Annotated in this window: 23 protein-coding genes and 3 tRNA genes; 17 read left to right on the top strand and 9 right to left on the bottom strand. The window is 73.2% G+C overall.

Features of this window, described 5'->3' with window-relative positions:
* The first annotated feature begins 128 nt into the window (after nucleotides 1–128).
* The 7 genes from ACFV46_RS00130 (at nucleotide 129) to ACFV46_RS00100 (ending at nucleotide 6,684) form a co-directional block, all read left to right on the top strand.
* The gene (locus tag ACFV46_RS00130) at nucleotides 129–1,097 is read left to right on the top strand and encodes a phosphatase PAP2 family protein (protein WP_376726735.1); all 969 of its coding nucleotides are present in this window, start codon (nucleotides 129–131) and stop codon (nucleotides 1,095–1,097) included.
* The gene (locus tag ACFV46_RS00125) at nucleotides 1,048–2,193 is read left to right on the top strand and encodes a hypothetical protein (protein ID WP_385496511.1); all 1,146 of its coding nucleotides are present in this window, start codon (nucleotides 1,048–1,050) and stop codon (nucleotides 2,191–2,193) included. The genes ACFV46_RS00130 and ACFV46_RS00125 overlap by 50 nt, the downstream gene beginning before the upstream one ends.
* Nucleotides 2,184–3,791: a hypothetical protein gene (locus ACFV46_RS00120; protein ID WP_385496510.1), complete on the top strand. Its 1,608-nt coding sequence runs from the start codon at nucleotides 2,184–2,186 to the stop codon at nucleotides 3,789–3,791. Before ACFV46_RS00125 ends, ACFV46_RS00120 begins: the two co-directional genes overlap by 10 nt.
* Nucleotides 3,788–5,122 carry an AAA domain-containing protein gene (locus ACFV46_RS00115; RefSeq protein WP_385496509.1) on the top strand — a complete coding sequence of 445 codons (1,335 nt, stop codon included), beginning with the start codon at nucleotides 3,788–3,790 and terminating at the stop codon, nucleotides 5,120–5,122. The genes ACFV46_RS00120 and ACFV46_RS00115 overlap by 4 nt, the downstream gene beginning before the upstream one ends.
* A 389-nt stretch (nucleotides 5,123–5,511) precedes the next feature.
* Nucleotides 5,512–5,877 (top strand): hypothetical protein, encoded by a 366-nt coding sequence (locus ACFV46_RS00110; protein ID WP_361338729.1) that lies wholly within the window; start codon nucleotides 5,512–5,514, stop codon nucleotides 5,875–5,877.
* Nucleotides 5,878–6,017: 140 nt separating this feature from the next.
* Nucleotides 6,018–6,620, top strand: coding sequence for a bifunctional DNA primase/polymerase (locus ACFV46_RS00105; RefSeq protein WP_361924658.1), 603 nt, complete (start codon nucleotides 6,018–6,020; stop codon nucleotides 6,618–6,620).
* Nucleotides 6,611–6,684 (top strand) — tRNA-Lys (locus ACFV46_RS00100). Before ACFV46_RS00105 ends, ACFV46_RS00100 begins: the two co-directional genes overlap by 10 nt.
* Before the next feature lie 126 nt (nucleotides 6,685–6,810).
* Here ACFV46_RS00100 and ACFV46_RS00095 read toward each other — a convergent pair.
* On the bottom strand, nucleotides 6,811–8,172 hold the full coding sequence (locus ACFV46_RS00095) for a M6 family metalloprotease domain-containing protein (RefSeq protein ID WP_361924656.1): 1,362 nt from the start codon (nucleotides 8,170–8,172) through the stop codon (nucleotides 6,811–6,813).
* Nucleotides 8,173–8,517: 345 nt separating this feature from the next.
* Here ACFV46_RS00095 and ACFV46_RS00090 point away from each other — a divergent pair, with 345 nt between their 5' ends.
* On the top strand, nucleotides 8,518–10,338 hold the full coding sequence (locus ACFV46_RS00090; RefSeq protein ID WP_385496508.1) for a putative bifunctional diguanylate cyclase/phosphodiesterase: 1,821 nt from the start codon (nucleotides 8,518–8,520) through the stop codon (nucleotides 10,336–10,338).
* Between the two features lie 9 nt (nucleotides 10,339–10,347).
* On the opposite strand, the gene ACFV46_RS00085 is transcribed toward ACFV46_RS00090, so the two are convergent.
* The 3 genes from ACFV46_RS00085 to ACFV46_RS00075 all read right to left on the bottom strand — a co-directional run bounded on the left by ACFV46_RS00085 (nucleotide 10,348) and on the right by ACFV46_RS00075 (nucleotide 13,113).
* A complete protein-coding gene (locus ACFV46_RS00085; RefSeq protein ID WP_361924652.1) occupies nucleotides 10,348–11,451 on the bottom strand; it encodes an LLM class flavin-dependent oxidoreductase in 1,104 nt (367 codons plus the stop codon).
* Nucleotides 11,452–11,552: 101 nt separating this feature from the next.
* Nucleotides 11,553–12,284 (bottom strand): decarboxylase, encoded by a 732-nt coding sequence (locus ACFV46_RS00080; protein ID WP_385496507.1) that lies wholly within the window; start codon nucleotides 12,282–12,284, stop codon nucleotides 11,553–11,555.
* 37 nt (nucleotides 12,285–12,321) lie between these two features.
* On the bottom strand, nucleotides 12,322–13,113 hold the full coding sequence (locus ACFV46_RS00075) for an aspartate/glutamate racemase family protein (protein WP_361924888.1): 792 nt from the start codon (nucleotides 13,111–13,113) through the stop codon (nucleotides 12,322–12,324).
* A gap of 219 nt (nucleotides 13,114–13,332) precedes the next feature.
* Here ACFV46_RS00075 and ACFV46_RS00070 point away from each other — a divergent pair, with 219 nt between their 5' ends.
* Both ACFV46_RS00070 and ACFV46_RS00065 read left to right on the top strand, forming a co-directional pair.
* The gene (locus ACFV46_RS00070) at nucleotides 13,333–14,301 is read left to right on the top strand and encodes a D-2-hydroxyacid dehydrogenase (protein ID WP_385496506.1); all 969 of its coding nucleotides are present in this window, start codon (nucleotides 13,333–13,335) and stop codon (nucleotides 14,299–14,301) included.
* A gap of 30 nt (nucleotides 14,302–14,331) precedes the next feature.
* Entirely contained in the window at nucleotides 14,332–15,765 is a 1,434-nt protein-coding gene (locus tag ACFV46_RS00065) for an amidase (RefSeq protein ID WP_385496505.1), read from the top strand.
* Here ACFV46_RS00065 and ACFV46_RS00060 read toward each other — a convergent pair.
* A complete protein-coding gene (locus ACFV46_RS00060; RefSeq protein WP_376726741.1) occupies nucleotides 15,742–16,236 on the bottom strand; it encodes a DUF3830 family protein in 495 nt (164 codons plus the stop codon). The genes ACFV46_RS00065 and ACFV46_RS00060 overlap by 24 nt on opposite strands.
* Before the next feature lie 97 nt (nucleotides 16,237–16,333).
* Between ACFV46_RS00060 and ehuB the strand changes: the two genes are divergently transcribed.
* The 6 genes from ehuB (at nucleotide 16,334) to ACFV46_RS00030 (ending at nucleotide 20,466) form a co-directional block, all read left to right on the top strand.
* A complete protein-coding gene (ehuB, locus tag ACFV46_RS00055; RefSeq protein ID WP_385496504.1) occupies nucleotides 16,334–17,239 on the top strand; it encodes an ectoine/hydroxyectoine ABC transporter substrate-binding protein EhuB in 906 nt (301 codons plus the stop codon).
* Nucleotides 17,236–17,937 carry an ectoine/hydroxyectoine ABC transporter permease subunit EhuC gene (gene ehuC / locus ACFV46_RS00050; protein WP_361924640.1) on the top strand — a complete coding sequence of 234 codons (702 nt, stop codon included), beginning with the start codon at nucleotides 17,236–17,238 and terminating at the stop codon, nucleotides 17,935–17,937. Before ehuB ends, ehuC begins: the two co-directional genes overlap by 4 nt.
* Nucleotides 17,934–18,584 (top strand): ectoine/hydroxyectoine ABC transporter permease subunit EhuD, encoded by a 651-nt coding sequence (gene ehuD / locus ACFV46_RS00045; protein ID WP_376726743.1) that lies wholly within the window; start codon nucleotides 17,934–17,936, stop codon nucleotides 18,582–18,584. Before ehuC ends, ehuD begins: the two co-directional genes overlap by 4 nt.
* Entirely contained in the window at nucleotides 18,574–19,365 is a 792-nt protein-coding gene (gene ehuA, locus ACFV46_RS00040) for an ectoine/hydroxyectoine ABC transporter ATP-binding protein EhuA (RefSeq protein ID WP_385496503.1), read from the top strand. The genes ehuD and ehuA overlap by 11 nt, the downstream gene beginning before the upstream one ends.
* Nucleotides 19,366–19,536: 171 nt before the next feature.
* Entirely contained in the window at nucleotides 19,537–20,295 is a 759-nt protein-coding gene (locus ACFV46_RS00035) for an IclR family transcriptional regulator C-terminal domain-containing protein (RefSeq protein ID WP_361924634.1), read from the top strand.
* Between the two features lie 97 nt (nucleotides 20,296–20,392).
* Nucleotides 20,393–20,466, top strand: a tRNA-Lys gene (locus tag ACFV46_RS00030).
* 286 nt (nucleotides 20,467–20,752) lie between these two features.
* Here ACFV46_RS00030 and ACFV46_RS00025 read toward each other — a convergent pair.
* From ACFV46_RS00025 to ACFV46_RS00010, 4 genes are all read right to left on the bottom strand, one after another.
* Nucleotides 20,753–21,268: a DUF3592 domain-containing protein gene (locus ACFV46_RS00025; RefSeq protein WP_385496502.1), complete on the bottom strand. Its 516-nt coding sequence runs from the start codon at nucleotides 21,266–21,268 to the stop codon at nucleotides 20,753–20,755.
* Nucleotides 21,269–21,362: 94 nt separating this feature from the next.
* Complete coding sequence (locus ACFV46_RS00020) at nucleotides 21,363–21,968, bottom strand: lytic polysaccharide monooxygenase (protein ID WP_361924630.1); 606 nt, start codon at nucleotides 21,966–21,968, stop codon at nucleotides 21,363–21,365.
* Between the two features lie 119 nt (nucleotides 21,969–22,087).
* Nucleotides 22,088–23,218, bottom strand: a complete 1,131-nt coding sequence (locus ACFV46_RS00015; protein ID WP_376726747.1) for an SPFH domain-containing protein — start codon at nucleotides 23,216–23,218, stop codon at nucleotides 22,088–22,090.
* A 120-nt stretch (nucleotides 23,219–23,338) separates the two neighbouring features.
* Nucleotides 23,339–24,670 (bottom strand): peptidoglycan-binding protein, encoded by a 1,332-nt coding sequence (locus ACFV46_RS00010; RefSeq protein ID WP_385496501.1) that lies wholly within the window; start codon nucleotides 24,668–24,670, stop codon nucleotides 23,339–23,341.
* A 186-nt stretch (nucleotides 24,671–24,856) separates the two neighbouring features.
* Between ACFV46_RS00010 and ACFV46_RS00005 the strand changes: the two genes are divergently transcribed.
* Nucleotides 24,857–24,930, top strand: a tRNA-Lys gene (locus tag ACFV46_RS00005).
* Nucleotides 24,931–24,985 lie beyond the last annotated feature (55 nt).

Genomic DNA, 24,985 nt, shown 5'->3' with positions numbered 1-24,985 from the left:
AGCCGGGCAACCCGGGGGGCGATCTCTGCGTCTAGTGGGCCAGGGCGGCCGACGGGCGAGCCCCGGGACACCGTAAAGTGTCACGACCTGTCCACCGGACGCCGTGACGAGAAGGGGGAGGCGATCGGATGCCGCACGCCGACATAGCTGGCGTGGAGGCGACGCCTCGAACCCGCCTGCGCTGGTGGACCGAGCTGCCGCTGATCCTGCTGGTCTACGCCTGCTACTCGGCGGGCCGCCTGCTCGCCCGGGGCGACGTCAGTACGGCCGTCGACCACGGCGTGGCGATCCTGGACATCGAGAAGGCGCTGTTCCTCAACGCGGAGCACCCCCTCAACCGGCTCTTCACGCGCGAGCCGTGGATCGGCGTCCCGGCGGACTTCTGGTACGCGTCGCTGCACTACCTGGTCACGCCCGTGATCCTGGTGTGGCTGTTCCGCTCCCGTGCCGTGCGCTACCGCGCGGCCCGCACCTGGCTGATGACGTCGACCTTCATCGGCCTGATCGGTTTCACGCTGCTCCCCACCTGCCCGCCCCGGCTGCTCGCCGAGAGCTACGGCTTCGTCGACACGATGGCGCAGTACAGCTCGTACGGCTGGTGGGGCGGAGAGGCGAGCGCCCCGCGCGGCATGGGCGGCATGACGAACCAGTACGCGGCCATGCCGAGCCTCCACGTCGGCTGGTCGCTGTGGTGCGGGGTCATGCTGTGGCGCCACGGCGGCACGCGCCTGGCGAAGACGGCCGCCGTCGCCTACCCGCTGATCACCACGATCGTGGTCATGGGCACCGCCAACCACTACTTCCTCGACGCGGTCGCCGGGGCGGCCGTGATGGGCGTGGGGCTGCTGCTGACGCCGTACGTGCTGCGCGCCGCCGAGCGCGTGCGCTCCTGGTACGCCACGCGGCGCGCGGTCACCTCCGCCGCCTCCGCCACGGCGGTCCCGGGCGACGCCCCCGTCCCGGTTGTCAGTGCCGGATGCCAGACTTCCGCGGGTGAGCGAATTCCACGGCAGCGCGAGTCCCGGTTCGGATCCGGAGCCGAGCCGAGTGCCGCCCCCCAGGACACGGGGGACGGGGCTCCGGCACCGGCTCGCTGAGCTGCGCGGTCCCGACGTCCCGGCCAAGGCGCTGGACGCCCGGGCCCTGGCGGCCCTCGCCGCCAACCCGGGCTGCAGACGGCGCGCCCTCCTGGACGGCGCCGGGGTGAACAAGGCGGCGCTGGCCGGCGCGCTGGGCGCGCCCTCGGCCTTCGGCCAGTCGCAGTTCGCCTTCACCCGGGGGAACGCCTTCGAGGCCAAGGTGAAGGCGGACGGCGGCGCGGAGCTGCTGCGGCTGGTGCACGAGAGGCTGGACCGCCGCGCCGAGCCGCCCGCCCGCGCGCGGGTGCCCGAGCTCACCGCGACCGGCCCCGAGGGGCGGACGGCCCGTACGGAGCTGGCGCTGCGCGAGGCCGCCGAGGCGCGCGGCGAGTGGACGCTGCTCGACCACCCGATGCTCGCGCTGGACGTGGCCGGGTCGCCGGCCTTCCTGGAGCCGGACGCGGTCGTCGTGCACCCGGACGGCAGCTGGACCGTCGTGGAGATCAAGTCCTTCCCGATGCTGGACGGCTCGGCGGACCCCGCGAAGGTCGGCGCGGCGGCCCGGCAGGCGGCGGTGTACGTGCTGGCCCTGGAGGAGGCCGCCGACCGCCTCGGCGCGGGGGGCGCCGAGGTCCCGAGGGTGCGCCACCGGGTCCTCCTCGTCTGCCCGAAGGACTTCTCCAACCTGCCGACGGCCGCCGCCGTGGACGTCCGCAAGCAGCGCGCGGTGACGGCCCGGCAGCTGGCCCGCCTCACCCGCATCGAGGACATCGCGGCCGCGTTGCCCGAGGGCACCTGCTTCTCGCCCGAGCTGCCCGCCCCCGAGCTGACGGCCGCCGTCGAGTCCGTGCCGGCGAGCTACGCGCCGGAGTGCCTGTCCGCGTGCGAGCTGGCGTTCCACTGCCGGGCCCGCTCCCGCGCGTCCGGCGCGGTGACCTCGCTGGGCCGGTCGGTGCGGGCCGAGCTCGGCGGCCTCAGCACGGTCGAGGACGTCCTGTCGGCGGCCCGCGGCACGTCCGGCGACCCGGACGACCCGGCGGTCGCGGCCCTGCGCCGCGCGGCCCGGCTGCGGGCCGAGGCCCTCGCGGCGAAGGAGGCGGCCCCGTGTCCCTGATCGCCACCCTCGCCCGGCTGGAGGCGGTCGAGTCCGGCCGCGCGCAGCCCGCCGCCACCGTGCGGCACCGGCATCTGTCCGACCGTCCGCTGGTCTTCGTGCCGCTGACCACCGCGGGCGAGGCCGGCGCCCCGCTCGGCGCGCTGGTCGGCACCGACCGGGACGCCCCGCGTCTGCTGGCCGTGCCGCAGCCGCGCGACCGGGACCTGCGGTTCGCGTTCCTGGCCGAGCTGGCGGACATCGTCCTGCCGTACATCGACGCGCACGCCGAGGCCGTGGAGGCGGCCGAGCGCACCGAGACCGACCCGGAGACCGGCAAGCGGGTCAAGGTCGAGGTGGACCTGTGCGCGGACGCCCCGCAGCTGATCGTGCCGAGCCGCGCGGGCGTCGAGTTCGTCCGGCTGCTGGGCCGGTCGATGCGGTTCCGCCGGACGGCGGAGCAGGACCCGGAGACCCCGTACCCGGCGCCCCCGCGCGTGCCGCTGCTCGGCCGGTGGCTGACCCACTTCGGCGAGCGGGCCCGGGTGCCCGGCTCCTCGCTGCTGCTGGCCATGACGGACGTCCTGACCCGGCACTGGGCGACCGGCCAGTCCACGCTGGAGGACCAGCACCTCGGCGCGCTGCTCGCCTGGATCGACCCGCCCGAGGGCGAGTCCGGCGCCGAGGCGGCCCTGCGCGCGGAGCTCGCCCGGGACCGGGACGGCCAGCTGCTGTGCCCGCCGGCCGGCCCCGCCACCGACCCGGCGTTCGACAACAAGCTGCTGGCCCCGGCCATCGAGCGCTACGACCGCGCCCGCACCGCCCTCGCCGCCGCCGAGGACGGGCTGGAGGCCGACGACCGGCTCGGCGACCTCACCGCCGCCGAGCGGGAGATCCGCGCCCTCGTCGAGAGCCGCACCCTGCCGACCTGGGAGGCGGTGTGGCGGGGCCTGGACCGGCTGCGGGAGCTGCCCGAGGGCAGCCGGGTGGAGGAGCGGTGGACCCGCGACCGGTGGTCGTTCACCGGCCACCGGGACCGGGTGCTCGCCGGGGAGCCGCCGCAGCCGCGCCGCGACGACGCGGTCACCGCGGCCTCCAAGCTGGCCGCGCGCGAGCGCGAGCAGGCCCGGCTGGAGGCGCAGGAGGCGCTGGACGACCCGCTGGTGATGGCGGGGCGGCGGCTGGCCGGGGAGGCGTTCGCGGGCGAGGTCGTCGACGCGGTCATGGCGTACAGCGAGGGCAAGCGGCCCAGCCCGCGCCCCCTGGTGACGGTCCGCACGCAGGACCGGCCGCATCTGGGCGAACGCGCCAAGGTGTTCCGTTCGCTGGGCGGGAAGCCGCAGTCGGCGGAGTTCGTCGGGTACGAGGGGGCCGTCGACGCGGACGGGGAGGTCCTGGTGGTGCTGCGGGTGCTGGACAAGATGGGGCGCGGCAAGGAGCCGGAGGAGGGGTCGGTGCCCGAGAAGGGCGACCTGGTGTGCTTCACGCTGTTCGAGCACGAGCAGCGGGGCGGGCCGAAGCTGCCCGAGCCCGAGCAGACACCGTGGACGCACGGCGGGCCGCCCGGGGAGCAGGTGCCCGAGGCCGCCGACGCGCTGACCGAGGAGGACGTCCTGTGACCGTCACGTTCGATCCGGGCGCCGCGGCGGCCGAGGCCACCGGGGCGATCCTCCACGACACGCTGCACGGCACCGCGCGCGGTGTGGTGGTCGACTCCCCGCCCGGTGCCGGCAAGTCCACGCTCGTGGTGCGCGCGGCGCTGGAACTCGCCGAGGCGGGGCGGCCGCTGATGATCGTGGCGCAGACGAACGCGCAGGTGGACGATCTGGTGCTGTCGCTCGCCGCGAAGAACCCCGAGCTGCCCGTGGGCCGGCTGCACAGCAGTGACGCCGACCCGTACGACAAGGCGCTGGACGCGCATCCGCAGGTGCGCACGTCGGCGAAGGCGGGGGATCTCGGGGGGCTGCCGGTGGTCGTCTCCACGGCGGCCAAGTGGGGGCATGTGAAGACCGACGAGCCCTGGCCGCACGCGATCGTCGACGAGGCGTACCAGATGCGCTCGGACGCGCTGCTCGCCGTGGCGGGGCTGTTCGAGCGGGCGCTGTTCGTCGGCGACCCGGGCCAGCTGGACCCGTTCTCGATCGTGGGCGGCGAGCAGTGGGCGGGCCTGTCGTACGACCCGGCGGCGTCCGCCGTCACCACGCTGCTGGCCCACAACCCCGAGCTGCCCCAGCACCGGCTCCCGGTGTCGTGGCGGCTGCCCGCGTCCGCGGCGCCCCTGGTCTCCGACGCCTTCTACCCGTACACGCCGTTCCGCAGCGGCACCGGTCCCGGCGACCGGCGGCTCTCCTTCGCCGTGGCGTCGGACGGCTCCGGGCCCGACCGGGTGATCGACGAGGCGGCCGTGTCGGGCTGGGGGCTGCTGGAGCTGCCCGCCCGGCACACCCCGCGCACGGACCCGGAGGCGGTGGGGGCGGTCGCCGCGGTGGTCCGGCGGCTGCTGGACCGGGGCGGTGCGGCCACCTCGGAGCGCTCCCCCGACCCGGTGCCGCTGACGGCCGCCCGGATCGCGGTCGGCACCGCGCACCGGGACCAGGCGGCGGCGGTCCGCGCGGCCCTGGCCGAGCTGGGGGTGCCGGACGTCACGGTCGACACCGCGAACCGGCTCCAGGGCCGCGAGTACGACGTGACGGTCGTCCTGCACCCGCTGTCCGGTCGCCCCGACGCCACGGCGTTCCACCTGGAGACGGGCCGCCTGTGCGTCCTGGCCTCCCGGCACCGGCACGCGTGCATCGTGGTGTGCCGGGCAGGCGTCGGCGATCTCCTGGACGACTACCCGTCCACGGAACCGGTCCAGCTGGGCACGCTCGTGAAGTTCCCGGACGGCTGGGAGGCCAACCACGCGGTCCTGGCCCGCCTGGCCGAACACCGGGTGGTCTGGCGCCCCTGACAGCGCCCCGGCCCACCCGGCCGACAGGCGTCACCACCCCGCCCGACCGCCGGACGGAGTCCGGCACCGCCGCCGGAGGCGGCCGAAGACACAGCCCGGACGGCTGGGAGGCCAATCACGCGGTCCTGGCCCGCCTGGCCGAACACCGGGTGGTCTGGCGGCCGTAGTGCTCGACGGGTGCCCGGCCGTCAGCCGGCTGCGAGACGCGTCACCCTCTGGAACATCTCGTGCCCCCGTCGCCTTGAAGAGCGTGGAGTCGGCGGGCCCGGGAGCCCGGCGCCCCCTTGCGTGGGCGCGGGACAATGGACGATGGACCGGTCCGCCGCGGTGCGCGCCCGCCAGGGTGGGTATCGGTACCGGGGATCGGTGACGTACGAGGAGGACACGACATGGCGGAGCCCACGCCGCACAGGAACGAACCGCGGCTACGCCCCGCGCCCCTGCTCTTCGAGCCCACCCAGGCGGCGGCCGACCCGGAGCACTTCTTCGACCTGGAGTCGATCGACGACCCGCGGGCCCTGCTGGCCCGGGCGACGGAGCTGACGCAGGCGTTCCGGGCGGCGACGGACCGCGCGATGGAGTTCCAGGCCATGGCGGCGGCCCAGCTCGCGGACCCGCGGCGGTTCGACCGGCTGACGCCCGCCGACATCGCCGAGCGGGCCGAGTGGACCGAGGACTACGCCAAGAAGATGGTCGAGTTCGGCAGGGACCTGCTGCGCGGCGTGGAGGGCGCGGGGACCGTCGACCCCGTGTGACCCCGGCCCGGCGTCTCATCACCCGGCCTCACCCGGCATATGCCAGGAGGGTGCGCAAGATACCCGTTCGCGCCCTTTCCTGTCCCGCCTTTCGGCAACCCAGCGATACGGGACGCTCACCGTCGGTAGATGTAGACGGCATGAGCAGCACACCGGACGCACTCTTCCAGGACGACCGCTGCGACGTCACCGGGGTCACCCGCGACGGCGCCGCCTGGCTCGCCTCCGCAGGAACGTATCCGCGCAGCACGCTCGCCCTGTGGCGCGAGCGCCCGCAGGCCCCCGTGGTCCTGCCGTGCGGCTCGGTCTTCGACGTCGTCAGCGCGCCCGCCGTCTTCGGGCGCCGCATGCTCGACCGGCTGTGGAACGAGGGCCCGGGGTCCGGACCCGTCGCCGCCCATCGCGGCCGGCTGCTGATGTTCGCCGCTCCGGGCACCGCTCAGCGGCTGCCCTCCCTGCTGCGCTGGGAGGATTTCGGCCGTACGGAGGGCATCCCGCCCCTGCTGTGCCACGGCGCCGGCGACGCGGTGACCGTCCCCTCCGCGACCGGCGCGCGCACGGCCGCCGAGCCCCCGCGCGACTCCCGCTGGCTGGTGGCGCCGGACACCCGTAATCCCTGGTTACCGGGCCCGGAGGTACTCCTCTGGGCGGCCGTGCGGGCGGCGCGGGCGACCGTGCGGATATCGATTTTTCCCCACGCCGATCAGGGTGCTAAGGTCTACGACGTCAGCAGGCGCCGCTAGCTCAGTTGGTTAGAGCAGCTGACTCTTAATCAGCGGGTCCGGGGTTCGAGTCCCTGGCGGCGCACAGACAGTGAGAAGCCCCTCGCGCGAGCGGGGGGCTTTTCGCATGCCGGGGACAGGCTGCCCGGGCGCACCGTCCCACGCGGCGCGTTCGTGGCCCGGTCGCGCGACCCCGGGCCGGGCGCGGGCGCTACCGCACCGTCGTGATCCGCACCGTCCACGCCCCCGAGACGGACCGTCCCTCCACCTCCACGCGCACCCCGTCCTCCGGCACCGTGAAGCTCTCGCCGAGCCCGACCGGCGCGTCCGCGAGCGGCGGATACACGGACTCCTCCCAGCACGCCTCGCTGCGCGGATGCGCGTCCACCACCTCGATGGGCCCGCCGCCGGACTCGGTGTGGCTGCGCACCCGGTAGACGAGCACACCCTCCCGGCACGCCTGGACGTCGTTGCCCGCCGGGCTGCGGACCTCGAAGGCCAGCACGCTGTCGGCCCCGGTGCGCACGACGGCGAGCTTGATGCCGTGGCCCAGCCCGAACCCGGGCACCGTGCCGGGTGTGCCGGAGAACCCGGGCGCCCCGGCGGCCCCGACCGGCACCGGGACGCCCGCGCCGGCCGCCAGCGGCTCCAGGGTGAGCCGTGTCGAGGAGCCCATGCCCCGTACGCACACCACCTGCCGGGGGTCCAGCCAGCCCAGCTTCCACTTGTGCCAGGCGAACAGGTCCGGCGACATCCCGAACTGGCTGCCCATCAGGTCCCAGTCCCCGACGTAGGTGTCCCAGTCCCCCTTGCCGTCCACGGGGCGGTGGTAGAGATCCGGCAGGTCGAAGACGTGTCCGGTCTCGTGGGCGAGGACCAGGCGGTCGGGCGGATGGTTCTCGAAGACGGTGACGACCCGCCGGATGTCCGTGCCGTCGGCCCGCAGCGGCCGCTCCAGGTTGACGACCTTCGTGGCGTCGGAGTCGACGCCGGGCGCGTCCGGGTCGGCGACGAAGTACACGATGTCGTAGCGGGAGAAGTCCACCTCCGGGTCCGCCGCGGCGAGCGCGTCCCGCAGATAGGCGGCGCGGTCGGCGGCCCGCCAGTCACGCTGTATGGCGTACGCCGTGGACGGCTTCGGCATGCGCAGCCAGTGCCCCATCGGGTGGGCGCGCAGGCTGAACCTGCCGTAGGAGGCGCGTTCGAAGAAGTGGCTGGTCGCCGGGAAGTGGTCGGCGGCCAGCTCGGCGGGGGTGGTCTGCGGCGGGGAGTCCGGGAAGGACAGGAAGACCATCACCGCGTCCAGCTTCCGGGTGGGGCGCGGATAGGCGGCGTTCCAGGTGTCCAGGCCCTCGGAGTGGTGGGCGTCGGTGCGGGCGAGGGCGCAGGGTGCCGCGTCGAACGGCTCGGCGGACGAGGGGCCCGCGATCAGCGAGGTGGCCGCGAGCGCCGACATGGTGGTGAACACCGCGGCGGTGCTGCGCAGTCGGCGCCGGTCCCGCGGCAGGCCCGTCCCACGGAGCAGGGGGAACTGACGCGGCACGACGACCTCCGGGAACGGTTCGCGGGACACCGCACCCAGCCTGTGTCGGATTGTCGTACTACGTCCTGTTCAGCTGCACCGGACGGGTGAGAGTGCTCAGGAACCGCCAGGGCGACACCCCGGTTCGCTCACAGAACGTCACAACTGGTCGGAGGCCCTAAGAAGCCGTCCACGTGCGGGCAGAAACGATCTGGCGCGAGCGCGGCCCGCAGGGGAACACTGGACAGTAGGTGGAAGGCCCCTGAGCCAGCCTCTATGATCGGCACACTTTCCTGACACTTTCCTGCACGGACACGGCCCGGCGACCGGATCGCCACCCGGCCACCCATTCCGATGAGACCCATCCGAAGATCGAGTGCACTGCGGGAGCGAGCGGTGAGCGGAACGTCCGAAGGGCCGGCGCCCGCGGCAGACCTCATCGGGCCGGCCGTCACAGAGAGTGGTGAACAGCCGTCCCCCGGTACCGGCGGGCCGCCCTACGCCGCCGTCTTCCGCGCCGCGCCACTGGCGATGGCGGTGGTCGACCGCGAGGGCCTGGTGACCGGGGCCAACCCCAGCTTCGCCGACCTGCTCGGCACCGGGGACGACGAACTGGCCGGGTCGGTCGCCGCCGACCTGGTGGACCTCGCCTCCGACGCGCGCACCTGGCACGCGTACCGGGAGGTGCTGCGCGGCCGGCAGGCCGAACTGCGCTGCACGCGCCGCCTCAAGCACCCCGACGGGCGCTCCCTGTGGGCCCGGGTCACCGTCGCGCCGCTGCCCGGCGACGAGACGGACGCCGTCCTGCTGTCCGTCGCCGACATCGGCGCCCACCGCGAACTCCAGGCGCGGCTGCGGCACTTGCAGATGCACGACCCGGTGACCCGGCTGCCCAACCGCACCCTCTTCTTCGAACGGCTGTCGGCCGCGCTGGAGGTGGAGTCGTACGACGAGAGCGGCAGCACCGGACGGATCGGCCTGTGCTACCTGGACCTCGACGGCTTCAAGGCGATCAACGACACCCTCGGGCACCGCATCGGCGACAAGCTGCTGGCCGCCGTCGCCGAACGGCTCACGCGCTGCGCCGAGGAGGCCGGGCGCAGCCGGTCGATCCCGCCGCTGGTCGCGCGGCTCGGCGGCGACGAGTTCGCCCTGCTCGTGGAGGACTCGACCGGCACCGACCAACTGGCCGACCTCGCCGAGTCGTTGCTGGAGGCGGTCCGGGAGCCGTTCGACCTGCCCGGCCGGCGGCTGTCGGTGTCGGCGTCGATCGGCGTGGTCGAGCGGCACGCGGCGGGCACGACACCGACCGCCCTGATGCAGGCCGCCGACACCACGCTGTACTGGGCGAAGGCCGACGGCAAGGACCGCTGGACGCTCTTCGACCCCGAGCGCAGCGCGCACCTCATCACCCGTCAGGCGCTCGCCGCCACGCTCCGGCCGGCCATCGAGCGCGGGGAGTTCGCGCTGGAGTACCAGCCGCTGGTGAGCATGGAGGACGGACGGCTGCGCGGGGTGGAGGCGCTGGTCCGCTGGAACCACCCGCAGTTCGGCGTGCTGCCGCCGAATCGGTTCATCGGACTGGCGGAGGAGGACGGCTCGATCGTGCCGCTCGGCCGCTGGATCCTCGCGACGGCCTGCCGGCAGGCCGTCGACTGGCAGGCCGCGCACCCCGGCGAACCGCCGATCTTCGTGAGCGTGAACGTGGCCGTGCGCCAGGTCTGGGACTCCGACCTGGTGACGGACGTGGCCCGGATCCTGGAGGAGACGCGGCTCGAACCCCGGCTGCTCCAGCTGGAGCTGACCGAGTCGGCCGTGATGGGCTCGGCGGGACGGCCCCTGCGGGATCTGCAGGCGCTCAGCGACATGGGAGTGCGCATCGCCATCGACGACTTCGGCACGGGCTATTCGAACCTGGCGTATCTGAGCCGGCTGCCGGTGTCCGTGCTGAAACTGGACGGCGCCTTCGTCCGGGGCTTCCAGTACGAGGGCGACGACACGGCGGCGGCGACGCCGAACCCGGCCGACGAGGTGGTGGTCGAGGCGATGATCCAGCTCGCCCACCGGCTGGGCCTGACGGTCACCGCGGAGTGCGTGGAGACGATGGCGCAGGCCTCACGGCTGCGGCGGATCGGCTGTGACACCGGCCAGGGGTGGCTGTACTCCCGGCCGGTGTCCCCGGACCGCATCTCCGAGCTGCTCGGCGTGAAGGTCTGACGGGACGGGTCAGGCCGTCGGCAACCCGTAGGCGTCGGCGATGAGTTCGTACGAGCGCAGCCGGATGTCCATGCCGGGGGCGTTGCTGGTGAGCATCAACTCGTCGGCGCCGGTGCGCTTCTGGAGGTCGTCCAGTCCGGCACGGACCTCGTCGGGTGTGCCGTGGACGACGTTGGCGTTCCAGGAGTCGGCGAAGTCCCGCTCCATCTCCGTGAATGCGTAGCGCTCCGCCTCCTCCACCGACGGAACGAGGCCGGGGCGGCCGGTGCGCAGCCGGATCATGCTGAGCGCGGCGGCCTTGAGCTGGCGCCGGGCCTCCTTCTCGTCGTCCGTGGCGAGCGTGCCGACGCCGATGAGGGCGTACGGCCGGTCGAGGACGGCGGAGGGCCGGAAGGTCTCCCGGTACAGGTCGAGTGCCGGGACGGTGTTGCGCGCCGAGAAGTGGTGGGCGAAGGCGAACGGCAGACCGAGGACGCCGGCGAGCCGGGCGCTGAACCCGGAGGAGCCGAGCAGCCAGACGGGCGGCCGGTGGGTGGACTGGACACCGCCGGGCGACGTGGCCTGCACGGGGCCGGGGACGGCGTGGATGCGGCGGTAGGGGTGCCCGTCGGGGAAGTCGTCGTCGAGGAAGCGGATCAGTTCCCCGAGCTGCTCGGGGAAGTCGTCGGCGCCCTCGTTGAGGTGGTCCGTGCGGCGCAGGGCCGCCGCGGTGGCGCCGTCGGTGCCGGGAGCGCGCCCGAGGCCGAGGTCGACGCGCCCCGGCGCCAGCGCCTCCAGGGTGCCGAACTGCTCGGCGATGACCAGCGGCGCGTGGTTGGGGAGCATCACGCCGCCGGAGCCGAGGCGGATGCGCTCGGTGTGGGCGGCGAGGTGCGCCAGGATCACGGCCGGGGAGGAGGAGGCCACGCCCGGCATGGAGTGGTGCTCGGCGACCCAGTAGCGGTGGAAGCCGCGCGCCTCGGCCAGCCGGGACAGCTCGACGCTGGTGCGCAGCGCCTCCGTGGCGGTGTGGCCGGCGCTGACGGTGACGAGGTCCAGCACGGACAGCGGTGTCGGTGCCGTGCCGTGTGCCGTACCCCGGATCCCGTCGGCCCCGGTGTCGTCTGCGGCCACGTCTGCCTCCTGCGTCGTCTCCGTGCGGTGTGCGTACGGCGATAACAGGAGGGGGTCTCCGCTTTATTCCCGGCCCGCGCGGACGGCCCGCCCGACACGGGTCACACCTGCACGATCGGCTCCCGGGTGAACAGCGAGCCGAGGGCCGGGGCGTGCACCCGGCGGTCGGTGAGCCGCAGCCCCTCCCAGACGGTGACCTGGTTGGCAGTGAGGACCGACTTGCCGAGCGCCTCCTCCAGGGCCGGGACGTGGGAGGCGGTGTGCAGGGCGGTGTCCGGCAGGAGGACCGCCTCGGCGTCGGCGTGGTCGGCCTCCCGCGCCAGCGCGAACAGCTCCTTCTCCTCCCAGGTCGCGACCTCGGCCGCGGTGACCACCCCGGCGCCGCGCACCGCGACGACCTCCGCTCCGCCGGAGCGCAGGAACTCGGTGAAGAGCCCCGTCACGTCGTCCGGGTAGGTCGCGCCGACCGCCACCCGGCGCACCCCCAGCTCAGCCATCGCGTGGACGAAGGCGAACGACGTCGACGACGCCGGCATGCCCGCCGCCTGGGCCAGGGAGCGCACCTGGTCGTGGGCGCCCTCCCAGCCGTACACGAAGCTGCCGCTGGTGCACGCCCACACGACCGCCTCGGCGCCGGTCCGCCGCAGCTCCTCGATGCCCGTCGCGAGCTGCTCGGCGGAGCCCATCCTCAGCAGCGCGTCCACCCGGTGCGCGTCCTCACCGATGTCGGTGTGCACCACGTCGAGCCGGATGTCGCTGGCGAGCAGCTGCTCGACACGCGGGTAGTCGTCCTCGGCGGAGTGGCCCGGGTAGAGGAATCCCAGTGCGGTCATGTCGGCCTTTCTGCTGGTCGGTGCTCTGGTCGGGCTGCTACTGCTGTTCCTGTTCGGGCACGTCCGGCACGTCCGGGAGGACCGGGCCGCCGCGCGCCGCCGGATCGATCAGCGCCTGATACGGTCCCACCGCGCGGGTACCCAACCGGCGCAGCGCAGCCCACATCGTCACCTGGTTGGCCGAGATCACCGGTATGCGCAGCTCCGCCTCCAGCTGCGGGAGCACGTCGTAGGTGGGCAGGTTGGTGCAGCTGATGAACAGCGCGTCGGCGGGCGCGCGCACCGCCCGGTGCGCCATCTCGGCCACCTCCCGGTACGGCACCTTCCAGATGTGCCGCGTGAGCCCCATGTACGCGCACCCCGCGACGGATACCCCGGCCTCCGCCACGTACTCCTCCAGAGAACGGGTCACCGACTCGGTGTACGGCGTCACCAGCGCCACCCGCCGCACCCGTAGTTCGGCCAGCGCCTCCAGCAGTGCCCCGGAAGTGGTCACCGCGGGCACCGCGCCGGCCCGGGTCATGGCCTCGCACATCGCGCGCTCGCCCGCGACGCCGCCGACGAAGCTGCCCGAGGTGCAGGCGTACGCGACCACTTCCGGACTGATGGCGGTCAGGGTGCGCACTCCGTCGCCCAGCGTCTCGTGCTCGCTGACCAGCCGGGCCAGATCGAGACTCACCTCGACCGGCACGAACGGCGTCCGCGTCAGATGCAGGGAGACCTCGTCCGGGACCCACCGCCACAGCTCCCGGTCCAGCGCGAAGTCGAAGGGGGCGACGACACCGACACCGCGCTGCGGGCGGGGTCCGCCGAGGAAGGAGAGGTCCATGGCGTCCATGGCGGGCACCGTCCTCACGGCGAGATACGGCTGAGCAACGGACCGTGCGTGCGCCCGTGTTGACGAAGGTAGGTTCGGGTGCGAGCGTGGTCAAACCTCGCATGTCAGACGGCCCGTACCCGGCGCGGGACTCCGTTCGACCGCACCCGCATCCTCCCAGAGCCGGCCCCCGGCCCCCGCCGCCCCACACCTCCGGAGAAGCGACCCCGCATGACCCCACCCGTCCCGCCCGCGTCCCGGCCCACGCTCCTCGTGCTCGACGCGGACCCCCCGCCCCGGCTGGGCCGGCTCACCGGACGCGTCCGGGTCGAGCACGCGGACGCGTCCACACTCGCCGCCCGGCTCCCGCACGCGGACGTCCTGCTCGTCTGGGACTTCACCTCGCACGCCGTGCGCCACGCCTGGCCCGGCGAGGGGCCCCGGCCGCGCTGGGTGCACACCGCGAGCGCGGGCGTCGACCATCTGATGTGCCCGGAACTCACCGCGTCCGACACGGTCGTCACCAACGCGCGCGGTGTCTTCGACCAGCCCATCGCCGAGTACGTGGCCGCGCTGGTCCTGGCGATGGCCAAGGATCTGCCGCGCAGCCTGGACCTCCAGCGCGCCCGTGAGTGGCGGCACCGCGAGGGACAGCAGGTGGCGGGGACCCGCGCGTGTGTCGTCGGCTCGGGCCCCATCGGCCGGGCGATCGCCCGCACCCTGAAGGCGCTGGACGTGACGACCGCGCTGGTGGGGCGGGTCGCGCGGACCGGTATCCACGGTCCCGAGGACCTCGACCGGCTGATCGCGCGCGCCGACTGGGTGATCGCGGCGGCACCGCTGACCGAGCGGACCCGCGGGATGTTCGACCTGAGGCGCTTCGGCGTCATGCAGCCCTCGGCCCGGTTCGTCAACGTCGGACGCGGGCAACTCGTCGTCACCGAGGCGCTGGCCGAGGCGCTGCGGAAGCGCTGGATCGCGGGGGCGGCGCTCGACGTCTTCGAGCACGAACCCCTCGGCCCGGACAGCCCGTTGTGGCAGGTGCCGGGGCTGCTCGTCTCCCCGCACATGAGCGGGGACACGGTCGGCTGGCGCGATCGGCTCGGCACCCAGTTCGTGGAGTTGTACGAGCGCTGGGAGGCGGGCAGACCGCTGCTGAACGTGGTGGACAAACAGCGCGGGTACGTACCCGGCCGCTGAACCGCGCACGGACACGGGCCTGGAGGGCGCATGACGGAACTCGCCGGACTGACCGCCGTACAACTCCGCGACGGATACCGCACCGGGCGGTTCGACCCGGTCGACGCGACCCGTGCCGCGCTGGAGCGGGCCGAGCGGATCCAGCCCCGGGTCAATGCGTTCGTCCGGCTGACGGCCGACGAGGCTCTGGCGCGGGCCGCCGAGTCGGCGCGGCGGTGGCGCCAGGGCACACCGGCCGGGCCGCTCGACGGGGTGCCGGTCACGGTGAAGGACATCCTGCTGACGCGGGGCACGCCGACGCTGCGCGGCTCCCGGACCGTCCCGGAGCGGGGCCGCTGGGACGAGGACGCGCCGTCGGTGGCCCGGCTGCGCGAGCAGGGCGCCGTGTTCCTCGGCAAGACGACGACACCCGAGTTCGGCTGGAAGGGCGTCACCGACTCACCGCTGTCCGGCGTCACCCGCAACCCCTACGACCTGTCCCGCACGGCGGGCGGCTCCAGCGGGGGCGCCGCCGCGGCCGTGGCGCTGGGCGCGGGACCGCTCGCCCTGGGCACCGACGGCGGCGGCAGCGTCCGTATCCCGGCGGCCTTCTGCGGAGTGTTCGCCCTGAAACCGACGTACGGGCGGGTGCCGCTGTACCCGGCGAGCGCCTTCGGTTCCCTCGCGCACGTCGGCCCGATGACCCGGGACGCGGCCGACGCGGCGCTGCTGCTCGACGTGATAGGTGTGCCCGACCCCCGTGACGGGACGGCGCTCCCGCCCGTGCCCCGCTCCTTCGCGGCCGCCCTCGCGGACGGTGTGCGCGGTCTGCGGATCGCCTACTCACCGACCCTGGGCGGCCAGGTCGCGGTGCGTCCCGCGGTGGCGACGGCGGTCCGGCGGGCGGTGGAGCGGCTGGCGCACCTCGGGGCGTACGTCGAGGAGCGCGACCCCGACCTCACCGATCCGGTGGAGGCGTTCCACACCCTGTGGTTCTCCGGGGCGGCCCGGGTCGTCCAGCGCCTCGGACCGGCCGAACGCGCCCTCCTGGACCCCGGACTGCGGGAGATCTGCGCCCTCGGCTCCCGGCGCAGCGCGCTGGAGTATCTGGCCGCCGTGGACGTCCGGCGGGACCTGGGCCGCCGGATGGGCCGCTTCCACACGTCGTACGACCTGCTGGTCACGCCCACGCTGCCGATCACGGCGTTCGAGGCGGGCGGGGAGGTGCCGAAGGGGTCCGGGCACCGACGGTGGACCGGGTGGACGCCGTTCACCTACCCGTTCAACATGACGCAGCAGCCCGCCGCCTCGGTCCCGGTCGGCACCGACGCCGACGGGCTGCCCGTGGGGCTGCAGCTGGTGGCCGCCCGGCACCGGGACGACCTGGTGCTGCGCGCGGCGCACGCGCTGTACGAGGCGGGGGCGGCCGGCGTGCCCGCGCCGCCCTTCGCGCCCGGCGGGTCAGACCCTGCGGAAGCGCAGTGACTCCCCCGCGGCCCCCGTGCGCCACAGGTCGTTGCAGCCGTCGGCCATCGCCTCCAGGCCGTCCACGACCTGGCCCCAGACGATGCCGGGCACCCAGCCGACGTCCCCGTTGAGGAGCAGGTTGTTGCGCTCGTAGAAGAGGGCCAGGTCCACCACGGTCGTGCCGGGGCGGACCTCCCGGTCGTAGCCGTAGGCGGAGGTACCGAGTTCGGCGCCGGCGAAGGAGAAATAGCACAGATCACCCGGAATGGGAGTGACGGTCGGATTCTCCAACGGTGGTTCGGTCTCCGCGAAAGGCGGGAAAAGGGCGTAGATCTCGTTACGGGCGTATTTGGCGTGGTAGACGTCGCCGGACAGCGGGAGAGAATTCCAGACGGCTTCGCAGGTGAGCGGCGCCCGGTCGTCCAGGAGTCGGGCCGTGCAGCTGATTCCGCGCTCGACCAGGGAGATCTCGAGATATCGGTCGGCCATGCCCTCCATGGTCCCGCGCCGGTCAAGACCGCCCGATCGCCGAACGGGGCCGAAACTGGCCGGAATAACCCGCATCGCTTCGGGTAGCCGCGCCGCCATGGCTCCACCTAATGGGAACGACAGAGACACCTCGGGGACCACACGCCGGTCGCTGCTCGCGGGGGTGGCGGCGCTCGGTGTGCTGGGGGCCGCGGGCTGCTCGCGCGTGGCCACGGCGTCGACGAAGGACGGCGGTGACCTGCTCGAACGGCTGCGTGCGGCGGGCGTGGTCCGGCTGGGCATCGCCGGTGAGATCCCCTTCGGATACATCGACAAGGACGGCGAACTGACCGGCGAGGCACCGCAGTTGGCCCGGGTCATCTTCAAACGGCTGGGCGTCGACCGGGTGCAGCCGGTCCCCACGGAGTTCGGCTCGCTCATACCCGGCCTGAACTCCCAGCAGTTCGACGTCGTCGCGGCCGGGATGTACGTGAACCCCGAGCGCTGCGAACAGGTCATCTTCTCCGACCCCGACTACCAGATGCTGGACGCCTTCATCGTGCGCAAGGGCAACCCGATGGGCCTGCGCGACTACAAGGACGTCGTCGAGAAGAAGGCGAAGTTCGCCACCGGCACCGGGTACGCGGAGATCGCGTACGCCGTGGAGGCCGGGTACAAGGAGAGCGACATCCTGATCGTGCCCGACCAGGTCGCCGGCCTGAACGCCGTCGAGGCCGGACGGGTCGACGTCTTCGCCGGGACCGCGCTGACCACCCGCGAGGTGGTGAAGAAGTCCTCCAAGGCGGAGTCCACGGAACCCTTCAAGCCGCTCGTGGACGGGCAACCGCACGTCGACGGCGGCGCGTTCGCGTTCCGCCCCACCGAGACAAGGCTCCGGGACGCCTTCAACAAGGAACTGGCCGAGCTCAAGAAGAGCGGCGAACTGCTCCGCATCCTCGAGCCCTTCGGCTTCACCGAGGACGAGATGACGGATCTGACCGCGAAGGAGCTGTGCGGCGGATGACCTCGGGACTCTGGGAACTCGTACTGAACGGCGTCTGGGTCACGGTCCAGCTGCTCGTCCTCAGCGCGCTGCTGGCGACCGCCGTGTCCTTCGTGGTCGGCGTCGCGCGCACCCACCGGCTGACGTTCGTCCGCTTCCTAGCGGGCTTCTACACCGAGGTGTTCCGCGGGACCTCGGCGCTGGTGATGATCTTCTGGGTGTTCTTCGTGCTGCCGCCGGCCTTCGGCTGGCAGCTGGTCCCGCTGTGGGCGGGCACGCTCGCCCTCGGCCTGACCTACGGCGCCTACGGCTCGGAGATCGTGCGCGGCGCCCTCGCCGCGGTCGACCCGGCCCAGCGTGAGGGCGGGATCGCGCTCAGCTTCACGCCCTGGCAGCGGATGAGGCTCATCCTGCTGCCGCAGGCGGTGCCGGAGATGATCCCGCCGTTCTCCAACCTGCTCGTGGAGCTGCTGAAGGGCACCGCGCTCGTGTCGATCATGGGCATGGGCGACCTGGCGTTCAGCGGCAACCTGGTGCGCCTCGCGCTCCAGGAGAGCGCGGAGATCTACACGTACATCCTGCTCATCTACTTCGTGATCGCCTTCGCCCTGACCCGGTTGATGCGCGGCCTGGAGAAGCGGCTGAAGGCCGGGGTCGGCAAGGCGCCGAAGAAGGAGACCGCCGCCGTGCGCGTGCCCGAGGGAAGTGGTGTCTCGTGAAGTGGGACTGGAGCGCCGTCTCCGACTTCATGCCGTACTTCTGGGACGGGCTGCTGGTCACCCTGCAGATCCTGGTCCTGGGCTCCCTGATCTCGTTCGCGCTGGGACTGGTGTGGGCGCTGCTCATGCGGGTGCCCACGCGCTGGGTGACCTGGCCGGTGGGCGCCGTCACGGAGTTCGTCCGCAACACCCCGCTGCTGGTGCAGCTGTTCTTCCTCTTCTACGTGCTGCCCGAGTGGGGGATCACCGCCTCGGCGCTGACCACCGGCGTCTTCGCCATCGGGCTGCACTACTCGACGTACACCATGCAGGTCTACCGGGCCGGGATCGACGCCGTGCCGGTGGGCCAGTGGGAGGCGGCGACGGCGCTGAACCTGCCGCTGCGCCGGACGTGGACTGTGGTGATCCTGCCGCAGGCCGTCCGCCGGGTGGTGCCCGCGCTCGGCAACTACGTCATCTCGATGCTGAAGGACACGCCTCTGCTGATGGCGATCACCGTGCTGGAGATGCTGGGCGAGGCACGGCTGTTCGCCCAGCAGAACTTCCAGTTCACCGAGCCCCTGACGGTGATCGGCGTTGCCTTCATCGTCATCTCCTACCTGGCCTCCCTTGCCCTGCGAGCCCTGGAGCGACGCCTTGTCCACTGACACCCACGCCCCGTTCGAAGAGAAGCCCGAGACCCCGCGCGCGACCGGTGAGCTGATCCGGCTGGAGCGGGTCACCAAGCGGTTCGGGGACCACACGGTCCTGGACGACCTGGACTTCTCGGTCGACGCCGGCAAGCACGTGACGCTGATCGGCCCGTCCGGGTCCGGCAAGACCACGATCCTGCGGCTGCTGATGACCCTGCTGAAGCCGGACGAGGGCCGGATCACCGTCGACGGGGACCAGCTGTACCCGGCCGGCGAGAAGCAGGTCCGGGAGATCCGCAAGAAGATCGGGATGGTCTTCCAGCAGTTCAACCTGTTCCCGAACATGACCGTGTTGCGGAACATCACCGAGGCCCCGGTCACCGTCCTCGGCATGTCCAAGGACGAGGCGGAGGTGCGCGCCCGGGAACTGCTGGAGATGGTGGGCCTGAGCGACAAGTGCGACGCCCGCCCGACGCAGCTGTCCGGCGGGCAGCAGCAGCGGGTGGCGATCGCGCGGGCGCTGGCGATGCGCCCGCAGGTGCTCCTGCTGGACGAGGTCACCTCGGCCCTGGACCCGGAGCTGGTCGCGGGCGTCCTCGACGTGCTGCGGGACATCGCGCGCAGCACGGACATCACCATGCTCTGTGTGACGCACGAGATGAACTTCGCCCGGGACATCTCGGACCAGGTCCTGATGTTCGACGCCGGCCGCGTGATCGAGTCCGGCAGCCCGGAGAAGATCTTCAACGACCCCGAGAACGAGCGCACCCGGGAGTTCCTCGGCGCTGTCCTGTGACGTCGCTCCCGGGCCCATGACGCTGACATGTGCCAGAGTGCCGCTGCCGCAGTTGAGGGCGCCGGAATCTCGTCGACGACCGCTCGCCACGGCCCCCTCGGCCGCTATCGTGAAGGGGACCGGCTGACCAGAACCCGCATCGGGAAGCACTGTGCGACCGCAGGGGGGACCGTGGCGCTGCAGCACGAGCCGACGACGCCGTACCACTCGGCACAGGACGCCCTGCGCGTCCTGGAGACCGTGGTCCGGCACGGCACCGGAGTCACCGGCACGGAGCTCGCCCGGCACACGGGCATCGGCCGGGAGCGCCTGACCGGCCTCCTGCGGATGCTGCGCCGGGAGGGGTACGTCGAGCAGGTGACCGACGGGGCCTACGTCGCCGGGGAGGCGCTGGCCCGCCTCGGCTCCGCGGAGAGCAGGGCGCGGGCGCTGCGGGAGAACCTCCAGCGCACTCTGGACCGGCTGCGTGACTCGGTCGGCGCGGCCGTCTACGTCAGCCGGTACGTCGACGGGGAGATCCGGATCGACCAGTTCGCCGCCGGCCCGGCCACCCCCGTGGTGAACGAGTGGGTCGACTTCCGCTACTCGGCGCACGCCACGGCGATCGGCAAGAGCCTGCTCGGACAGCTCGACCACAACGGGCGGCGCGACCACCTCTCGCGGCACAAGATGGCCCGGCTCACCTCGCGCACGATCACCAGCGACAAGGTGCTGCTGTCCCGCCTGGAGTCCCAGCCGCCGACGGTCCCCCACCTCGACCTGCAGGAGTACGCGGTGGGCACGGTCTGCGCGGCGGTACCGATCACGGCCGGCTCGTCCGTCGGCTGCCTGGCCCTGTCCCTCCCGGTCCGCCACGCCCACCGCCTGCGCCAGGCGGCGGACGCCCTCAACCGCAACGCGGCGCCGGTGCTCCTCTCCCTGGCGATCTAGGTCCGCGCCGGGTGGTCGGAAGCACCCCTCAGGACCGGGTAGTATTTTCTTCGTCGCCCACCGCGGGAGCAGTGAGAACGCGGTCGGCGTGAGTCATGCGCCGCTAGCTCAGTTGGTTAGAGCAGCTGACTCTTAATCAGCGGGTCCGGGGTTCGAGTCCCTGGCGGCGCACACCGGAAGGGCCTCTCGTGGGAGCGGGAGGCCCTTCGACTTGTGCCCACACCCCCCACGCGGGCGAGCCCACCGACCCCCGACGCCTGCGGACACCGCACGCTCCTCGCGGGCGCACCCACCCATCCCGCCCGCCGGTGGTCACTGCCGGGGGTCCGGGGGTCGCCCCCCGGGAAGACACAGCATCAGCGGGTCCGGGGTTCGAGTCCCTGGCGGCGCACACCGGAAGGGCCTCTCGTGGGAGCGAGGGGCCCTTCGACTTGCCCGCGGGCAGGTCCTCCGAAGCTCACGGCGTCATCGTCACCCCGTCGACGACCACCGTGTCCCCCGCGTCACCCGTGTCCTCGCCGAAGCCGAACTCCGACGACATGCCGTGGTACGTGGCCATGAAGGTGACGCAGATCACCGCGGCCACGCTCAGGACGGCCAGGACGCCCAGGGTGGAGGCCGCCAGGCCGAGGTGGCCGGGCCTGCGGGCCGTGGCCGCGATCCTGGGGCCCTCCGTGTAGTGGACGGTGACGAAGTCGCCGACCACCGTCGTCGCCGGGCCGTCCTCCTCCTCGAAGCGCACGACGCGGCCGTCGCGCGCGGTGAACTCGTACACGTGGTGCAGCGTCGTGTGCACCGAGGTGTCGCGCCCGCCGCCGTGCGTGGTCGTGAACGTGCGCAGACAGCGGCCCTCGGCCGTCAGCCCGCTGTTCCAGGCGGCGCGGATCTGCCACGAGCGGCGCGTCACGCGCAGGCCGATGAAGAGCACGACCGCCAGGATGAGGCAGGGCACGACGTAGAAAAGTGCGTCCATGATGAGGGTCCCCCGTGGTCAGCGGCGCCGGCCTCGAACGGCCGGCGTGGCAGGAACGTACCCACGCCGGCCGGGACCCTGACTCAAGGGAACCTCAGAACGTGACGTCCGAGCACGCGTAGAACGCGTTGCCGGTGTCCGCGATCGTCCACACCGCGAGGATCACGTGGTGGCCGCTCAGCCCGGTCGGCAGCCGCCCGCTGTGCGAGAGCGTGGACGGCGGGCGCTGGCCGTTGTACGGGACCGTGAAGAACGGCGTGAGGTTGAGGTCGGAGCGGGACAGGGCGTGGTCCTGGTTCCAGCCCTGCTTCGTGACGTAGTACCGGAAGTCGGTCGTGGCGTGCATGGCCGTGAACTGCCACCGGAACGTGTAGTTCTGACCACCGGTGACCCGGGTGGTGGGCCAGGCGGCCCCGGACGGCGTCCTCGGCGCGCTCAGCTGGCTGAACTGGCCGAGTCCGCCGTTGCAGATCTGCCCGTCGGCCGGGCCGCCGCCGGGGAAGCCCTTCGGGCCCTCGACGCTCTGCGGCTCCCACTGGATGGACCCGCAGTTGGCGACGGTGCCGTTCTGACACAGCTTCTGGCGGCTGATGGGGAGGTCGGTGTACCCGTGCCCGCTCGCGCCCTGCGTGGACAGGGCGAGCGCTCCGGCCGTGGTGAGTCCGAGCGCGGCGGCGTACAGCTTGGTCCTTCTGCGCATGCTGCTGCTCCTGGGAACGTGGGGGAGGTTCGGTGAGCTTGCAGGTCTAGACCAAGTCCCAGATTATTGCTGACGCTTGAACATGTCCATACCAATAGCGGGCCTCGTTCGGCACTCCGTCAGCCCGCCGTCTCCCCCCGCCCCGAGCAGAACGCCACCGTCAGGTCCTTCACCAGTGCCTTGCGCTCGTAGTCGTCCAGGTCGACCAGGCCCCGCGTGGTCAGCCGGGTCACCGTGTCCTCCACCGAGTCCACGACCGAGGTGAGGACGGTCGCCCGGTTCTGGGCGTCCAGCACCGCGATCCGGCGCCGGTTCATGGCGGCGGCCACCTCGGGGGCGTACTCCACCCGCAGCGGCCGTACCGAGAACACCTCGAGCCCCACCGCCCCGGCGTCCCGCACCACCAGCCGGGTCAGCGCGTCCCCCGACGCCTCCACCGCGCCCCGGGACGCACCCGGCATCTCCACCGGGACCCGCGCCAGCGCCGCCTCCACGCACTCGCGCAGGTACGCCTCGTGGTCCTCGACCGCGAGCGTCGCCCGCGCGGTGTCCCGCACCCGCCACACCACCAGCACGACCGCCCGCAGCGCGACCCCGCTGCCGTCGGCCGCCTGCATCGGCTCGCTGCGCCAGTGCCGCAGCCGTACGTCGACCCGGCGGCGCAGCAGCAGCGGGTTGACCCACAGCAGGCCGGTCCGCCGCACGGTCCCCCGGTAGCGGCCGAACAGCCCCAGCACCCAGGCCGCGCCGGTGCGCCCGCGCGCCAGCCCGCCGAAGCCGAACAGGCCGAGCGCACCGGCGCCGGTGTACGCCGCCCACTGCGCCGGTCCGAGCCCGGCCCCGGCCACCGCCGGCAGCCCCAGCGCGCGCACGGCCGCCGCGGGCAGCACCCCCGCCCACCAGGAGGTGGCCAGCGCCCCGGCCGCCGCGCACATCCCGGCGATCAGCCCGACCGCGCCCGGCAGCACCCGGGCGGGCCGCTCCACCAGCTCCGGGTCGACCCGGAGTTCGGGCCGGGGCTTCGGCTGCACCGGCCGGCGAACCCGGGGCTGCTCCCCCGTGCCCTGCCGGCGGGCCACCACCGTCGGGCGCAGCGGCACCGGCACCGGGTCCGCTTCGTCACGGAAGAGCAGATGGACGGGGATCTCGGTGGTCGACTCGTTCTGGATCAGCCGTGCGGGCCGCACGGGCGGCTCAGCCGGCCCGTCGAGCCCGTCGGGCTCCGGGGTGTGGGACGTGGTCGTGGTCATGCGTTGCCTCCAGCCTCCGCGCCAGATGCGTCACAGGGAAATGAGGTGCGGCGCCCGGCGCGCGCACCCCGCGCCCGGACCGCCCCCAGGGGGTGCGCGCGCCTCCGCGCGCCGGGTCGGCTACGCGAACAACCGCCGCCAGGTCTCCGGCCCCGGGTAGCCGTCCGCCGCGCCGCCCCGCCAGCCCTGGGCGCGCTGGAAGGCCTCGACGGCACGCCGGTCGGCCTCGCTCCAGCGCGGCCCCGGCCCCGACCTGTAGGAGCTGCCGAACCCTTTCTTCACCAGCCGCTCGCCGAGCCTGGTGACATACGCGTTCTCCGCGCCCGGCCGGAACGCGGCCCGCCCCGGATAGCCGGGCACGCCGTGCGAGGCGGGCCGCTCCGGCGCACCCGGCCCGCCCTGGACGTCCTTGCCCTCGCCGGTGACCAGCAGCTTCCAGGTCGCCGGGCCGGGCAGCCCGTCCGCGTCCTGGCCCCGCCAGCCCTGGGCCCGCTGGAACGCCTGGGTCGCACGGCGGTCGGCGTCCGTCCAGCGCGGGCCGGGGCCCGAGGTGTAGTACCGGCCGGCGCCGCGTTCGACGAGCATGCGGCCCAGCCGGGTGACGTGCTTGTTGTTCGCGCCGGGGCCGAAGTAGGCCCGCCCCGGGTAGGGCGCCGCACCCGCCGGCTGCTGCGGGGGCTTCGGCTGGTCCGGCCCGGCGGTCTCCGGCTTCGCGCCCGCCGTGCCCTTCACCAGCCCCTTGTAGCGGTAGGCGACATAGCGGTCGGAGTGGCTCCAGTAGGCGTACGGGGTGGTCTGGCGGCGGGCGTGCGGGGGCGCCGACTCATAGGCCACGTAGGAGGAGTGGGTGTGGTCCGTCCAGCCGCCGAAGATCACGACGTGTGAACCCTTCTGGGGGTCCGCCGGATTGTGGAACAGCAGAATGTCCCCGGGCTGGAGATCCTCCTTCTTGATACGGACGCCGTACTGGGCGAGGCTTCCCGTCCATTCGTTGCCGGGCAGGCTCCACGCCATCGAGACGAATCCGGAGCAGTCCTGCCGGTATCCGTCCGACCAGAATTTCGACATGCTGTACGGCACCTTCGCCGCGACCCATTTCTTCGCCCGGTTGATGATCTCCGTCCGGGTGGTGGAGGGGGTCTCCGTCGCGGCGGCCGGGGCGGCCGGTGCCCCGCCGGGACCGTGCAGCGGGGCCTTGCGGCCCTGCGGGGTACCGGGCTCGTCACCTGCGGGGACGCCCGGCCGGTCGGAAGCCTGGGGGGTGGCCGCCGCGACCGTGTGAGCGGCGGCGAGCGCGCTGGACGCCGTGGCGGCGAGCACCAGGGCCCGGTAGGCCGCCGGGTGGCGGCCGGTCGTGGAATGCGGCAGGACGCGCCGCCAGTGGACGCATCCCGGGCAGTCGCAGTCACTCGCCGGATCGAATTCCTCGAACACCGGAGTCCGAGTTCCCATGCGATTCCCTTCACACTCCAGACGGAACATTCCTCGGCTGTGCACCTCGACAGTTTCCCAACTGTCACCGGGACCCGCATGTTGACGGTCCGAATGGTTTACAGGGCCCCCTCCTCCGGCCCCGGCGCCCCGCGGCGGGTGGTCGGGAGCACCGGCGAAGGTCATGTAGAGTGACGACGTCAGCAGGCGCCGCTAGCTCAGTTGGTTAGAGCAGCTGACTCTTAATCAGCGGGTCCGGGGTTCGAGTCCCTGGCGGCGCACAGACGGTCCGGAAGCCCCGCGCGCGCGCGAGGGGCTTCCGGCGTTCCGGCCCCC

This window comes from Streptomyces sp. NPDC059852, assembly GCF_042731455.1.
Lineage (GTDB): Bacteria > Actinomycetota > Actinomycetes > Streptomycetales > Streptomycetaceae > Streptomyces.
Note: the sequence above shows the minus strand (reverse complement) of the source record. Positions and strands in the feature narration are given on the sequence as shown.